Source organism: Pseudomonas sp. s4 (assembly GCF_046764235.1).
Classification (GTDB): Bacteria; Pseudomonadota; Gammaproteobacteria; order Pseudomonadales; family Pseudomonadaceae; genus Aquipseudomonas; species Aquipseudomonas asiatica.
Genome location: NZ_CP177209.1, coordinates 5,323,515 through 5,336,645, shown reverse-complemented (window position 1 = coordinate 5,336,645; position 13,131 = coordinate 5,323,515). Strand labels below are relative to the sequence as shown.

The 13,131-nt window shown below is 64.1% G+C and carries 10 protein-coding genes; 6 read left to right on the top strand and 4 right to left on the bottom strand.

From position 1 onward, the window contains the following. Positions 1-14 precede the first annotated feature (14 nt). The 3 genes from ACK56M_RS24730 (at position 15) to ACK56M_RS24720 (ending at position 4,080) form a co-directional block, all read left to right on the top strand. Positions 15-572, top strand: coding sequence for an RNA polymerase sigma factor (locus ACK56M_RS24730; RefSeq protein WP_015271766.1), 558 nt, complete (start codon positions 15-17; stop codon positions 570-572). Next, positions 569-1,552 carry a FecR family protein gene (locus ACK56M_RS24725; protein ID WP_015271765.1) on the top strand — a complete coding sequence of 328 codons (984 nt, stop codon included), beginning with the start codon at positions 569-571 and terminating at the stop codon, positions 1,550-1,552. Before ACK56M_RS24730 ends, ACK56M_RS24725 begins: the two co-directional genes overlap by 4 nt. Positions 1,553-1,689: 137 nt before the next feature. Continuing rightward, positions 1,690-4,080: a TonB-dependent siderophore receptor gene (locus tag ACK56M_RS24720; protein ID WP_411959117.1), complete on the top strand. Its 2,391-nt coding sequence runs from the start codon at positions 1,690-1,692 to the stop codon at positions 4,078-4,080. A gap of 90 nt (positions 4,081-4,170) precedes the next feature. On the opposite strand, the gene ACK56M_RS24715 is transcribed toward ACK56M_RS24720, so the two are convergent. Further along, complete coding sequence (locus tag ACK56M_RS24715; protein WP_015271763.1) at positions 4,171-5,046, bottom strand: helix-turn-helix transcriptional regulator; 876 nt, start codon at positions 5,044-5,046, stop codon at positions 4,171-4,173. 273 nt (positions 5,047-5,319) lie between these two features. Here ACK56M_RS24715 and ACK56M_RS24710 point away from each other — a divergent pair, with 273 nt between their 5' ends. Continuing rightward, the gene (locus ACK56M_RS24710) at positions 5,320-6,222 is read left to right on the top strand and encodes a DMT family transporter (RefSeq protein WP_015271762.1); all 903 of its coding nucleotides are present in this window, start codon (positions 5,320-5,322) and stop codon (positions 6,220-6,222) included. Between the two features lie 126 nt (positions 6,223-6,348). Here the strand turns inward: ACK56M_RS24710 and ACK56M_RS24705 are convergent, their stop codons facing one another. From ACK56M_RS24705 to ACK56M_RS24695, 3 genes are all read right to left on the bottom strand, one after another. After that, on the bottom strand, positions 6,349-6,894 hold the full coding sequence (locus ACK56M_RS24705) for a hypothetical protein (RefSeq protein ID WP_015271761.1): 546 nt from the start codon (positions 6,892-6,894) through the stop codon (positions 6,349-6,351). Positions 6,895-7,096: 202 nt separating this feature from the next. After that, positions 7,097-8,071, bottom strand: a complete 975-nt coding sequence (locus tag ACK56M_RS24700; RefSeq protein WP_015271760.1) for a 2-hydroxyacid dehydrogenase — start codon at positions 8,069-8,071, stop codon at positions 7,097-7,099. Between the two features lie 216 nt (positions 8,072-8,287). After that, positions 8,288-9,235, bottom strand: a complete 948-nt coding sequence (locus ACK56M_RS24695) for a LysR family transcriptional regulator (RefSeq protein ID WP_015271759.1) — start codon at positions 9,233-9,235, stop codon at positions 8,288-8,290. Between the two features lie 191 nt (positions 9,236-9,426). Between ACK56M_RS24695 and ACK56M_RS24690 the strand changes: the two genes are divergently transcribed. After that, on the top strand, positions 9,427-10,956 hold the full coding sequence (locus ACK56M_RS24690) for an efflux transporter outer membrane subunit (protein ID WP_015271758.1): 1,530 nt from the start codon (positions 9,427-9,429) through the stop codon (positions 10,954-10,956). Beyond that, positions 10,953-13,130 carry an FUSC family protein gene (locus ACK56M_RS24685; RefSeq protein WP_015271757.1) on the top strand — a complete coding sequence of 726 codons (2,178 nt, stop codon included), beginning with the start codon at positions 10,953-10,955 and terminating at the stop codon, positions 13,128-13,130. The genes ACK56M_RS24690 and ACK56M_RS24685 overlap by 4 nt, the downstream gene beginning before the upstream one ends. Position 13,131: the final 1 nt, after the last annotated feature.

Here is a 13,131-nt window from a genome sequence, read left to right as displayed (position 1 = left end):
GCGAGCCGGGCGACATGATCGAGGCGGATGCCGAAAGCGGCGGTGGGCGTGCGCGCTTCGTCCAGGTGTTCCAGGCCCAGCGGGCACGCATGGAGGCCCTGGTGAGCCGCCGGGTAGGCTGCCGGGCCACGGCATCGGACCTGGTCCAGGAGCTGTTCCTGCGCTTCTGGCGTCGCCCTGAGGTCAAGGTCGAGGCGCTGGATACCTACCTGCTGCGTTGCGCCGGGAACCTCGCCATCGACCACCTGCGCAGCGAAGGCAGCCGCGAGCGCGCAGCCGAAGCTGTGTTGCCGCTGGATGAAGCGGCCATGGCCCAGGCCCCGGAACAGGCCGTGGAGGTCGATCACGACTTGCAGCGCATCGACGCTGCCTTGCGCGCCTTGCCCGAGCGCACCCGGCAGATCTTCCTGCTCAACCGTATCCACGGCTGCAAGTACGGCGAGATCGCCAAGGCCATGCAACTGTCCCAGAGTGCTGTGGAAAAGCATATGATGCGCGCCCTCGAAGCGTGCAAGGCGAGTGTTGCCGAGCCCGCGTCCACCCCACGCCGGCCAGGGAGTGCCCGTCGATGAGCCGATTACCGCCGATCACCGAGGCGCAGTCCCGGGCTGCACTGCAATGGCTCAGCCGCATCAACGAGCAGCCTGCGCAAGCCGAGGGCTCGGCGTTCAAGCGCTGGCTGCTGGCCGAACCTGGGCACCGTGAGGCCTACGCCCAGGCCCAGGCGCTGTGGCAGAACAGCGCCGCCCCGGCGGCGCGCCTGGCCGCTGAAGAACAGGAAAGCCTGCAACGTTACCTGGATGCGATGGCCACGCCACCGGCCAGGCACCCCTGGCGGCAGCGGGTCGCGGCGCTGGCGGTGGCTGCGTGCCTGGTACTGGCCGTGGGCGTTGCCGGTGGTTGGCACCCGGCCCTGTGGCTGCAGGACCTGCAGGCCGACTACAGCAGTGCTGGTCAAGTTCGCCAGGTGACCTTGGCCGACCAGTCGCAGGTGACGCTGGATGCGGGGAGCGCGATTGCAGTCGATTTTGTGCAGGGCGAGCGCCGCGTGCGGTTGTTGCATGGCGCGGCGTACTTCCAGGTCACGCATACCGGCACGCCGTTCGTAGTGGAAGCTGCCGGTGGCGAGGTGCGCGTGCTTGGCACCCAGTTCGAAGTGCGCGAGCAGGACGAGGGAGCCCAGGTCACTGTGAGCAGCGGGCGGGTGGCGGTGAGCCCGGCGCCGGGCGCAGCAGCGCGTGAACTGACGGCCAACCAGCAGGTGGCCTATGCTGCCGGCCAAGTCGGCGACACCCTGGCGGTGGATAGTGACAACCGCCTGGCCTGGCGCCAGGGCTGGCTGAATTACTACCAGGTGCCGCTGGCTCAGGTGGTCGAAGACCTGGGGCGCTATTACCCGGGGCGCATCCTGTTGCTCGAGGATGAGTTGGGGCAGCGCAAGGTCAGTGGCAGTTTCCCCGTGGCCGAGCCGTTGCTGGCGCTGGATTCGCTGGGCAAGGTGATGGGCTTTTCGCGGCAGACTTTGCTGGGGCGGTTGACTGTCATCCGTTAGTCGCCTGTGCCGGCCTCTTCGCGGGCACAGGGAAAAAATTTTTTCAGGCAACGGGTGAGGTAACAGGACGTGGCATCCGTGTAATGAGTGGAAGTGCGATTCATTCGCAGTCACATCCCTCTCACAGGTCAGCGTCCATGAAGTTCACCCCGCGTTGCGTCCCTCTCTGGTTCGGCCTTTCCGCGTTCCCGGCATTCGCTGCCGCTCCCCTGGCCTGCGCCGTCGAGCAACAGCAGGTGTACCCCTTCGCCCAGCCGGCGCAACCCCTTGCCCAGGCACTCAGCGCCTTCAGCCGCACCACCGGCCAGAGCGTGGTCTACACCCTGGAACTGCCAGGTGTGCAGGCGCCGGCATTGAACGGCAGGTTCAGCGCCGAACAGGCCCTGCAACAGCTGCTGGGCACTACCGGGCTGGCCTGGCGCCGCGTCGATGCACGCACGCTCACCCTCGAAGCAGTGGACACCTCCGGCGCCCTCAACCTGCAGGCCATCACCGTGACCTCGCAACTGGACGACTACAGCTACCAGCCCCCGGCTACCGCCTCGATCATGCGCGGGCAGGGCCCGAGCCAGGACATCCCCCAGGCCATCAATGTGGTGCCGGCCCAGGTCATCCGTGACCAGGCCCCACGCAATCTTGATGACGCTCTGGCCAATGTCAGCGGCATCACCCAGGGCAACAATTTCGGTGGCACCTCCGATACCGTGATGAAGCGCGGCTTCGGCGACAACCGCGACGGCTCGATCATGCGCGATGGCATGCCCATCGTGCAGGGCCGCAGCCTCAACGCCAGCACCGAGCGGGTCGAAGTGCTCAAGGGCCCGGCCTCGCTGCTGTACGGCATCCAGGACCCGGGCGGGGTGATCAACGTGGTCAGCAAGCGCCCGCAACTCGAGCAGTACAACGCCCTGACCGTGCGCGGGTCGACCTACGGCAGCGGCAAGAACGGCAGCGGTGGCGGGTTCGACAGCACCGGCGCGCTGGGCGACAGCAACTTCGCCTATCGCCTGATCGTCGACCACGAAGATGAGGACTACTGGCGCAACTACGGCGTGCACCGCGAATCGCTGGTAGCGCCGTCGCTGGCCTGGCTGGGCGAAGACACCCAGGTGGTACTGGCCTACGAGCATCGCGAGTTTCTCTACCCCTTCGACCGTGGCACGGCGTTCGGCAACAACGGCCACCCGCTGGACATCCCTGCCACGCGGCGCCTGGACGAGCCCTTCAACGACATGGAAGGGCGCTCCGACCTGTACCGTCTGGAAGTCGACCACCGGTTTGCCGATGACTGGAAGCTGCACTTCGGCTACAGCTTCAACCGCGAAACCTATGATGCCAGCCAGGTGCGGGTGACCGGCGTGAATGAAAAAAGCGGCACGCTGTCGCGCAGCATCGACGGCACCCACAACGCCATGAGCCGTGACCAGTTCGCCACCCTGAGCCTGGCCGGTAATGTGCAACTGGCCGGGATGCAGAACGACCTGCTGTTCGGCATCGATCACGAGGACCGCAAGATTTTCCGCGGTGACATGATCCGGCAGACCGCCCAATCCACCTTCAGCTATATGAACCCGGTCTACGGGCAGGAAGTGGAGGGCACCACCGTCAAAGCCAGTGACAGCGACCAGACCGACAAGCTGCGCACCGACGCGTTGTTCGTGCAGGACGCGCTGCTCCTGGATGATCACTGGATCCTGGTGGCTGGTGCGCGCTTCCAGCAGTTCGACCAGTACGCTGGCCGTGGCCGCCCTTTCAAGGCCAACACCGACATCAATGGCCAGGCGTGGGTGCCGCATGCAGGTATCGTCTACAAGGTCGATGATCAACTGTCGTTTTATGGCAGCTATAGCGAGTCGTTCAAGCCCAACTCGACTATCGCGCCGCTGGTCGGCAATGTGGTGCTCGACTCGTCGGTGGCGCCGGAGGAGGGCAAATCGTGGGAACTGGGCGCCAAGCTCGACATGCCGGGCCGCCTGACAGGCACTCTGGCGTTGTTCGATATCACCAAGCGCAACGTGCTGGTTTCCAACTTTGATACCAGTACTCGTGAAACGGTGTACAGCAATGCCGGGGAGGTCGGTTCACGGGGCGTTGAGCTGGACCTGACTGGCCAGCTGAGCGAGCGATGGAGCCTGATTGGCAGCTATGCCTACACCGATGCCAAGGTGACCAAGGACCCGGCCCTGCAGGGCAACCGCCTGCAGAACGTGGCCCGGCACAGTGGTTCGCTGTCGGCGGTGTATGACTACGGCAGCCTGTTCGGTGGCGACCGCTTGCGTCTCGGTGCCGGTGCAAGGTATGTCGGCGAGCGCGCGGGTAACTCGACCAACACCTTCGACCTGCCGTCCTATACCGTGGCCGATGCCTTTGCCAGCTACGAGACCAGGCTCGACGAGCACAAGGTGCTGCTGCAGCTGAACGTGAAGAACCTGTTCGACAAGGTTTACTACAGCTCGGCGGTGAACCAGTACTTTGTGGCCATTGGCGATGCGCGGCAGGTGAGCTTGTCCAGTACCTTCGAGTTCTAGGCCAGCCTGAACCGGCCTCTTCGCGGCTAAAGCCGCTCCCACAGGTACTGCACTGCCCTTGAGGGTGGCGCGGTCCCTGTGGGAGCGGCTTTAGCCGCGAATGGCCGTACGGTATTCGCCAGGCGTTGCTCCGACCGCCTGGCGGAACCGGTTGCTGAAATGGCTGGCACTGGCAAACCCGCACAACAGGGCAATTTCCCCCAGCGGCATTACCCCCAGCCGCAGTAGCTGGCAGGCCCGATGCAGCCGCCGGGCCAGCAGGTACTGATGCGGCGGCAGCCCGAAACTGGCGCGGAACATGCGCGCAAAGTGGTATTCGGACAGGTTGCAGCGCAAGGCCAGTTCACCCAGGGTGATGGGCTGGTCGAGATGCGCTTCGATGTAGTCGACCATTTGCCGGCGCAGGCTCGGTGCCAGCCCGCCTTTCAGGCGCAGGCCCTGGCGCAGCCCAACCTGGTTGAGCAGCGCATGGTCGACGATCTCGTGCGCCAGGCTGCTGGCCAGCAAGCGTTCGCCAGGTTCATCCCAGTCCAGGGTTATCAGCTGGCGAAAGCGCTTGGCTTGCTGCGGGTCGTCGAGAAAGGTCGCTTCCCGCAGTTGCAGCTCACGCGGTTCACGGTCGAGCAGGCGCACGCAGCCCAGGGCGAATTGCGTTTCGCTGACATACAGGTGCGCCAGGCGGATCGCGCCATTGACCACCCAGTTCGATTCCTGCCCGGCCGGCATCACGCACAGCTTGTCGGGCGCCCCTTTATCGCCGGGGCGCTGGCGGCGGAAGGTGCCGGTGCCGTCGGCGATGTAGCACGACAGGGTGTGATGGCTCGGTGCCTGGTAGTCGCGGGCATCGTCGCGGTTGCTCCACAACGCCGCCGCCAGCCCGTCGCCCAGGTGCGCGCTCAGCTCCAGCCGGGCGTGGGGCGAGGCGTGCATGGCGTTGAACACTTGCAGCTGGGTGAGTGGGGTCATGGGCGGTTCCTCTTGCCAGCCATCCTACTGCGCCTTGGGCAGGCTTACAGCAACCCGCGGGACAAATGCGCAAGTTTGTGCAAGCCGGGGAGGGGCCCCCGGAAGAAACTGGAGGCCTCGGCGAGGGCTGCGCCCTCGATCGCAGGCAAGCCAGCTCCTACAGGGACCGCGCCAGCCTGGAGCTTGGCGCTGTACTTGTGGGAGCTGGCTTGCCGGCGATTGGCCGCATCGCGGCCCCGGGATGCATGGTCGATCGCCTGAGGAGCTCCACCGATGAACCTGTCACTCTACTTGCTAACGGTCCTGATCTGGGGCACTACCTGGATCGCCCTGAAACTCCAATTGGGCGTGGTCGCCATTCCGGTCTCGATCGTCTACCGCTTCGCCCTGGCCGGGCTGATCCTGTTCGCCTTCCTGCTGCTCACCCGCCGCCTGCAGCCAATGAACCGGCGTGGCCACCAGATCTGTCTGGCCCAGGGCCTGTGCCTGTTCTGCGTCAACTTCATCTGCTTCCTCAGCGCCAGCCAGTGGATTGCCAGCGGCCTGATCGCCGTGGTGTTCTCCACCGCCACCCTGTGGAATGCGCTCAACGCGCGGATCTTCTTCGGCCAGAAGATCGCCAGCAATGTGCTCGGCGGCGGCGCCCTGGGGCTCCTTGGCCTGGGGCTGCTGTTCTGGCCCGAGCTGTCCCACCACGCGGCCAGCCGCGAAATCCTGTACGGCCTTGGCCTGGCCCTGCTCGGCACGCTGTGCTTCTCGGCTGGCAACATGCTGTCGAGCATGCAGCAGAAGGCCGGGCTCAAGCCCATGACCACCAATGCCTGGGGCATGGTCTACGGGGCGGTGATGCTGGCGGTGTTCTGCGTGGTCAGCGGTGTGCCATTCAGCATGGAGTGGAACGTGCGGTACATCGGCTCGTTGCTTTACCTGGTGGTGCCGGGCTCGGTGATCGCCTTTACCGCCTACCTGACCCTGGTCGGGCGCATGGGGCCGGAGCGGGCAGCTTACTGCACCGTGCTGTTCCCGTTGGTGGCATTGAATGTGTCGGCGGTGGCCGAGGGGTATCAGTGGACGGCGCCGGCCTTGTTGGGATTGGTGGCGGTGATGGCGGGGAATGTGCTGGTGTTTCGCAAGCCCAAGAGCCGAGTCATTAAGGCCGCTGGGCTAGCGAAGTGAAGCGTACATAGCTTGCACCGGGCACCTCTTGAGCTTGCCAAGAGGTGCCTAGTGCAGGAAGTTCTCAAAAGAGATTGTTCTTGACTCCGGGGCCTCGAGCCATAAGCAGCTCTGCCGCGGGAATATCTAGTCAGCGTCAAGGATGATTACTGCAAACCCCGGAATTTTATCGTGGCGTTTGTCGAATGCAAGAATGGCTGTAGGTGTAGGCTGGTCGCCGGAACTATAGTAATCGCCGTTCTGCTTCATTCGGCCATTACCGGCCAGTGTATACCAAGCTGTATGTTCTTCTGGGACTTTCGTCCATCCGCTATCGAAGATGTTTACGAGAAATTCCAGCCGTTTCTGGTCGTTGTCGGTCTTTAGCTCAAGCTTGTAACTGACCGGTCGAGGGAGGTTGGATATTAGTATGGTCGCATTGTAATATTTTCCATCTTCGAAAGCCGTCACAATGTCCTTTTTGAAAAACGAAATGATATCGGAGCTATCTCCCTTTGCAATACTATCTGGGGCGGTGTAAGTGGCAGCTCCTCCGTCCTTTCCCAGCAGTGTCCCTAGCTTCTCTCCTTCTAGAACCCATTCTGGGTTCTTCAAGGATGAAAAGAGGCTGATTTCGTATTGCGGGCTTACAAAGCTAATGTCTGGTCTGATAGTGCCAAGATTAGATTCCATCATACACCTCCAATTTTTGAGGTGTTATTGTTGCTGCGGTTCGCTAGAAGATGAACTGGCAGTTTTATCAGTTGCGGAACAGCTTCAGATACGTTCCTGTCGCGTATGGCTTTGAATCTTATTCGTGGCGCGCTCCGTACACACACACACAGAGCGCGCCGTAAAAGTTAGGTGGCCCGTTTCAACAGATGTGGGGAAGCGATCAACTCCTCCACACCTGCGGGTTCACGAGGTCCCGCGGCCGTTCACCCAGCAGCGCCGCACGCAGGTTGTCGATTGCCCGGTTGGCCATGGCCTCGCGGGTTTCGGCAGTGGCCGAGCCAACGTGTGGCAAGGTCAGGGCATTGGGCAGTTTGAACAGCGGCGAGTCGCTCAGCGGCTCTTTCTCGTATACATCCAGGCCCGCACCGCGAATGGTGCCGTTCTGAAGCGCCTCTATCAGCGCCGCCTCGTCCACCACCGGCCCGCGGGCGATGTTGATCAGGAATGCGCTTGGCTTCATCAGTTGCAACTCACGCGCACCGATCAGCTTGCGGGTGGCATCGGACAACGGCACAACGATGCAGACGAAGTCGGCTTCGGCCAGCAGTTGCTCCAGGCTGCGAAACTGCGCGCCCAGCTCTTGTTCCAGCGCGGTCTTGCGGCTATTGCCGGAATAGATCACCGGCATGTTGAAACCGAACCGGCCGCGACGTGCAATGGCGGCACCGATGTTGCCCATGCCGACGATACCCAGGGTCTTGCCGTGCACATCGCTGCCGAAATGGGCCGGACCTACGGTGGCCTGCCAGTTGCCGGCCTTGGTCCAGGCATCCAGCTCGGCGGTGCGGCGGGCGCAGCCCATGATCAGCGAGAAGCCCAGGTCGGCGGTGCTTTCGGTCAGCACGTCGGGGGTATTGGTCAGGGCGATGCCGCGTTCGTTGAAGTAGTCCAGGTCGTAGTTGTCGTAACCGACCGACACGCTGGATACCACCTCCAGCCTGGCCGCCCCTTCGAGTTGCGCCCGGCCGAGCTTGCGGCCAACGCCGATCAGGCCATGGGCCTCGGGCAGGGCTTCGTTGAACTGGGCGTTGATATCGCCGAGCTTGGGGTTCGGCACGATCACGTTGAAGTCTTGCTGCAGGCGTTCGGCCATGGCCGGGGTGATACGGCTGAAGGCCAGGACGGTCTTTTTCATCGGCAACTTCTTCTCTGCAAGGCTAGGGGAATGCCGGGCAGTTGACCGCGATGCGGTCATTCGCAGCACAAGGCTGCTCCTACAAGGGGCAGGCGCTGGGCCTTCTGTAGGAGCAGCCTTGTGCTGCGAATGGAGGGCGGAGCCCTCCCAGGGGCCTGGCGCTGGAAACAATGGTTAGCAACCTACCATTGTCCGCCCCCGCAATGCAGCAGCTTTTTAGTTGGCGATCATCACCTGATGGGTTTTCAGGTCTGCCTCATGCGCCGCGAGAATCTCCGGCAGCGAGTTGCGCAGGTACTCCACCCAGGTCTTGATCTTGGCATCCAGGTACTGCCGCGACGGGTAGATGGCGTACAGGTTCAGCTCCTGCAGCCGGTACTCGGGCAGCACCCGTACCAGGCTGCCATCGCGCAGGCCGTCGATGGCCGAATAGATCGGCAGCACGCCCACGCCCATGCCGCTGCGGATGGCGGTCTTCATGGCATCGGCAGTATTGACCATGAACGGCGAGCTGGTGATGTTGACCATCTCCTGGCCTTCCGGCCCGTCGAACAGCCATTTCTCCAACGGGATCACCGGGCTGACCATGCGCAGGCAGGCGTGCTTGAGCAGGTCGGCAGGCTTGTGCGCAACGCCGTGGCGGGCAATGTAGGCGGGCGAGGCGCAGACGATGCTGTAGGTGATGCCCAGGCGCTGGGACACGAACCCCGAGTCGGGCAGTTCGGTGGCCAGCACGATGGACACGTCATAGCCCTCGTCGAGCAGGTCAGGCACGCGGTTGGCCATGGTCAGGTCGAAGGTCACGTCCGGGTGCGATTCGCGGTAGCGGGCGATGGCGTCGACCACGAAGTGCTGACCGACCCCGGTCATCGAGTGCACCTTCAACATCCCGGCCGGGCGGGCATGGGCGTCGCTGGCCTCGGCCTCGGCTTCTTCGACATAGGTAAGAATCTGTTCGCAACGCATCAGGTACCGCTTGCCGGCTTCGGTCAGCGCAATGCGGCGGGTGGTACGGTTGAGCAGCCTTGTTTGCAGATGGGCTTCCAGGTTGGAGACCGCCCGCGACACGTTCGCGGTGGTCGTATCCAGTTGCCCGGCGGCAGCGGTAAAGCTGCCGAGTTGGGCTACGCAACTGAAAGCACGCATGTTTTGCAGGGTGTCCATGGGTCACTCTCGATGTAGAGGACAAAATTGTGTCACGAAGTAACGTAAAAGAGATGAAAAGTTGCCTTCGACCAAAGGCGGATTATCGCCGTTTTGGTAACAAAGATTCGCAGGAATCCACGCTTATCGCCAGTGCTGACGCCCCCTAGAATTGCCCGGCCTCTTCACCTCTTCCTCGGGAAATCGCAGCTGTGCCGCGTCGCATCATCAGAACGCTCAATGCGTTCAGTGCCTGTGCCCTTGCCCTCACCTTGAGCGGCTGTATCGGAACCTGGGGCATTGCCCCGCAAAGCAAGACGCTGCAAGCCAACACCCTGACCACCGACGCGGCCATACGCGAAGCCGCGACCGACGCCCACTGGCCCGATCAACAATGGTGGCGCGCCTATGGCGACCCACAGCTGGACCGCTGGGTTGCCCTGGCCGTGGCCGGCAGCCCGAGCCTGGCCATGGCTGCGGCGCGGGTACGCGAAGCCAGGGCCATGGCCGGTGTGGTCGAATCGGCGGAAAAGCTCCAGGCCAATGGCCAGGCCGCGCTCAAGCGCCACAACTGGCCTGAAGACCAGTTCTACGGCCCGGGCGCACTGTCCGGCGCCAACACCTGGGACAACAACGCCGCGATTGGCTTCAGCTACGCGCTCGACCTGTGGGGCCGCGAACGCAATGCCAGCGAGCAGGCCGTGGACCAGGCGCACATGAGCGTGGCCGAAGCCCGCCAGGCGCAGCTGGAGCTGCAGAACAACGTGGTGCGCGCCTACATTCAGCTGAGCCTGCACTTCGCCCAGCGCGATATCGTCAAGGCCGAGCTGGAACAGCAGGAGCAGATCCTGGCCCTGGCCAAGCGCCGTCTGGATGCCGGCATCGGCACCCACTTCGAAGTCAGCCAGGCTGAAGCGCCGTTGCCGGAAACCCACCGCCAGCTCGACAGCCTGGACGAAGAAATTGCCCTGGCCCGCAACCAGCTGGCCGCCCTGGCCGGCAAGGGCCCGGGGGAGGGCGCGCAGTTGCAGCGCCCGAGCCTGGCCCTGGCCGCGCCGCTGAAGCTGCCGTCGAACCTGCCGGCCGAACTGGTCGGCCAGCGCCCCGACGTGGTCGCCAGCCGTTGGCAGGTGGCCGCCCAGGCGCGTGGCATCGATGTTGCCCACGCCGGCTTCTTCCCCAACGTCGACCTGGTCGGCGGCCTTGGCTTCATGGCAACCGGTGGTGGCCCGCTGGAATTCCTCACCGGGCGCAAGTTCAACTACAACGTCGGCCCGGCCATCAGCCTGCCGGTCTTCGATGGTGGCCGCCTGCGTTCGCAACTGGGCGTGGCTTCGGCGGGCTATGACGTGGCCGTGGCGCGCTACAACCAGACCGTGGTCGGTGCGCTGAAGAACATCTCCGACCAGCTGATCCGCCGTGAGTCGATGAAGGAGCAGTCGCACTTCGCCGCCGAGTCGGTCGCGGCCGCGCAGAAAACCTACGACATCGCCATGGTTGCCTTCCAGCGTGGCCTTACCGACTACCTCAACGTGCTCAATGCGCAGACTTTGCTGTTCCGCCAGCAGCAGGTGCAGCAGCAGGTGCAGGCCGCGCGCCTGATTGCCCATGCCGAGCTGGTCACTGCCCTGGGCGGTGGCTTGCAGGCTGGTCAGGATGCGCCGAAAGAGGAGCGCCAGGCCGCACCGAAAACCCCGGCCACCCTGGCCATTTTCGACAAGAAGCCGGATAACGCCGAATGAGCACTTCCAGTTTGCCCGTGCGCTGGCTGCAGAGCCTGGAATGGCGCCGGGGTTTCTTTGCCTGGGCGCGCACCGACGGGGTGACCTGGGTGTACATCTTCAAAGTGCTGGCCGCTGCGTTCATCACCCTGTGGCTGGCCATGCGCCTGGAGTTGCCGCAACCGCGCACGGCGATGATCACCGTGTTCATCGTCATGCAGCCGCAAAGCGGGCATGTGTTCGCCAAGAGCTTCTACCGAGTGCTCGGCACCCTGGCCGGCTCGGCGATGATGGTGGCGCTGATCGCCATATTCCCGCAGAACACCGAGCTGTTCCTGCCCAGCCTGGCCCTGTGGGTAGGCCTGTGCTCGGCCGGTGCCATGCGCTACCGCACTTTCCGCGCCTATGGCTTCGTGCTGGCCGGCTATACAGCGGCGATGATCGGCCTGCCGGTGCTGCAGCACCCCGACCAGGCTTTCATGGCGGCGGTATGGCGGGTGCTGGAAATTGCCCTGGGCATTCTGGTGTCGACCTTTGTCAGCGCCGCGATCCTGCCGCAGTCGGCCAGTGCCGCCATGCGCAACGCCCTGTACCAGCGCTTTGGCGTTTTCGCGGGGGTGGTGGTCGAGGCCCTGCGCGGCGAAAGCCAGCGGGACCGCTTCGAGAGCAGCAACGTGCGCTTCGTCGCTGAAGCAGTGGGCCTCGAGAGCCTGCGCAACGTCACCGCCTTCGAAGACCCGCACATGCGCCGGCGCTCTGGTCGCCTGGTGCGCATGAATAGCGAGTTCATGGCCATCACCACGCGCTTCAATGCCCTGCACCGTTTGCTGGAACGCCTTCGCGCCCGCGGCCCGCTGCAGATCGTCGGCGCCATCGAGCCAGGCCTGAACACCCTGGTGGAGCTGTTGCAGCCTTACGTGGGCCGGGCGCTGACCGACGCCGATGCGCTGCGCCTGACCCTGGAGCTGGCCGCCTACAAGGAAGGCTTGCAGGCACAGGTGCGCGGCTTGCGCGCCGAGTACCTGGCAACCGAGCCGAGCGAGTCCGACCTGCTCGACTTCCACACTGCCTTCGAGCTGCTCTACCGCTTCGTCGACGAGATGTACAGTTATGCCGAAACCCATGCCTCGCTAGCCGCGCACCGGCACGAACGCGAGCAGTGGGATGAGCCCTACGTGGCGCAGACCAGCTGGCTGGTATCGTTGGCCGCCGGTGTGCGCGCCTCGGCGGTGCTGTTGTTGCTGGGCAGCTATTGGCTGCTCAGCGACTGGCCCAGCGGCGCCATGATGACCCTGATCGCCACCGTCACCGTGGGCCTGTCGGCGGCCTCGCCGAACCCCAAGCGCATGTCGTTCCAGATGGCCTGCGGCACGGCGATTGGTGCCGTCGTCGGCTTCTTCGAAACCTTCTTCGTGTTCCCCTGGATCGACGGTTTCCCACTGCTTTGCATGGTCCTGGCGCCGGTGTTCGTGCTGGGCGCGTTCCTTTCGTCTCGGCCGGCGTATGCCGGCTACGGCATCGGCCTGCTGGTGTTCTTCGCCATCGGCTCGGTGCCGAACAACCTCACCGTGTATGACCCGTACACCTTCATCAACGACTACATCGGCATGGTCATCGGCATGTTCGTCTGTGCCGCTGCCGGGGCGATCATCCTGCCGCCCAACAGCCGCTGGCTGTGGAGCCGCCTGGAGCAGGAACTGCGCGAGCAGGTGCTGTTCGCCATCAGCGGGCGCCTGCGCGGCCTGGGTTCAGCCTTCGAAAGCCGCACCCGTGACCTGCTGCACCAGGCCTATGGCCTGGCAGCCGGCAAGCCACAGGTACAGAGCCAGTTGATGGGCTGGATGTTCACCGTGCTGGAAATCGGCCATGCCATCATCGAGCTGCGCAAGGAGCAGGCCCGCGCGCCGGTGCATCCGGCCTACGCCGAGTCGCAGCCCTGGCGCCAGGCGATCCGCGTGATGGGCCGTGCCCTGGCCCGGTTGTTCCTGCAGCCCAGCGCCAGCAACCACGAACGCGCGCTGGTGGCAGTGGACCACGCCATCGCCCGCGTGCAGGCCACCGACGAGCCCTTCGCCCGCCACTTCGACACTTCGGTGCTGCGCCGCGCGCAAAGCTACCTGCACTTCATCCGATCTTCCCTGCTCGACCCACAGTCGCCGTTGGCACCGGCGAAAGGACTGCACGATGCTCCCTGAA